This is a genomic window from Polaromonas sp. P1_G4 (assembly GCF_056405475.1).
On record NZ_JBFUCA010000828.1, the window covers coordinates 1 to 1,245 of the forward strand.

General features: G+C 58.8%; 2 protein-coding genes. Both read left to right on the forward strand.

The window, feature by feature from the left end:
• On the forward strand, positions 1-536 hold a 536-nt coding region (locus AC1D1X_RS23735), incomplete at its 5' end, for an amidohydrolase family protein (protein ID WP_477699403.1).
• A gap of 191 nt (positions 537-727) precedes the next feature.
• The coding region (locus tag AC1D1X_RS23740) for a hypothetical protein (RefSeq protein ID WP_477699404.1) at positions 728-1,245 on the forward strand (518 nt) is incomplete at its 3' end.

Genomic DNA, 1,245 nt, shown 5'->3' on the forward strand with positions numbered 1-1,245 from the left:
GCATGGACAACTACTATGTCAGCAAGCTGCTGCCGCTTATCGCCGAGAGTGGCGTCAGCGTCATCGCCAACCCGCTGATCAATATCACCCTGCAAGGCCGCCACGACACGTACCCGAAGCGCCGCGGCATGACCCGCGTGCCCGAGCTCATGGCGGCAGGCGTCAACGTCGCCTTCGGTCACGACTGCGTGATGGACCCCTGGTACGGCATGGGCWSSGGCGACATGCTSGARGTGGCGCACATGGGCCTGCACGTGGCGCARATGACSAGCCAGRMMGGCATWCGCCAGTGCTTCGACGCGGTGACGGTCAATGCCGCCAGGGCCATGCATTTGCAGGGCTATGGCCTGGACGTAGGCTGCGACGCAAGCTTTGTGTTGCTCCAGGCGCGCGACCCGGTGGAGRCMATCCGCTTGCGGGCGAACCGATTAAAAGTGTGGAAGAAGGGCCAATTGCTGGCGCAAACCCCGGAGGTGGTGGCAACGCTCCACCTGCCCGGCCGTCCCGATATCACCTCATTCCAGACTAGCTCGTAAAGACCCAACGCCAGCCACGTTCCCAGCGGAATCGTTGGCTAAGGCACGACGGCGTGCTCACACTCCAATCGGCAATTGGGCAATATTGGCAATTGGGCCTCCCGCTGCCAAAGCTCCCCTAAACAGATGATGCGCCATGAGCTCGGCTCACCAAGAATCAAGCGCCACACATCAAAAAAAGGGGGGATCCCATGCTCAAACTCTCGATTCTGACGGCCGCGTCGCTGGCCCTTGCCGGTTGCACGACCCAACTACAAACAAAACCTGTATCGAAAGAGGCGGATGYGACGGTCGGTGTGCTCTACAACCTGCCTATGGCAGCTTTCGACGCTGAAGCCAGGTTTCTTGTCAAGGGATGCTCAATATTGTCACCAGGTGGTGCCCCAGTCTTGGCGTACGAGTTAGTTGCGGGCTCAGCGGTACTCCATTTGGAGCCTGATCCACTCGAAACCTACAGCCTTCGCTACGAGTTGCTCAACTCACCCATGAAGGTTACCGCTGCCACCATCAAACTTCACCCGAACGGGATGATCAAGTCGCTGAGCGCCGAAGCTGATGATCGAACGGCTCAGGTAATTGCTTCTGTCTCGGGTACGGTATTAAATCTGGCTAAGGCGGTTGCGCTAGCGGGCGTGTCAGCAACCTCTGCCTCGGCATACGGCGATTGCGCAGATTTCATGACTGAGCGAATTGCGGAACGGCAAAAGAT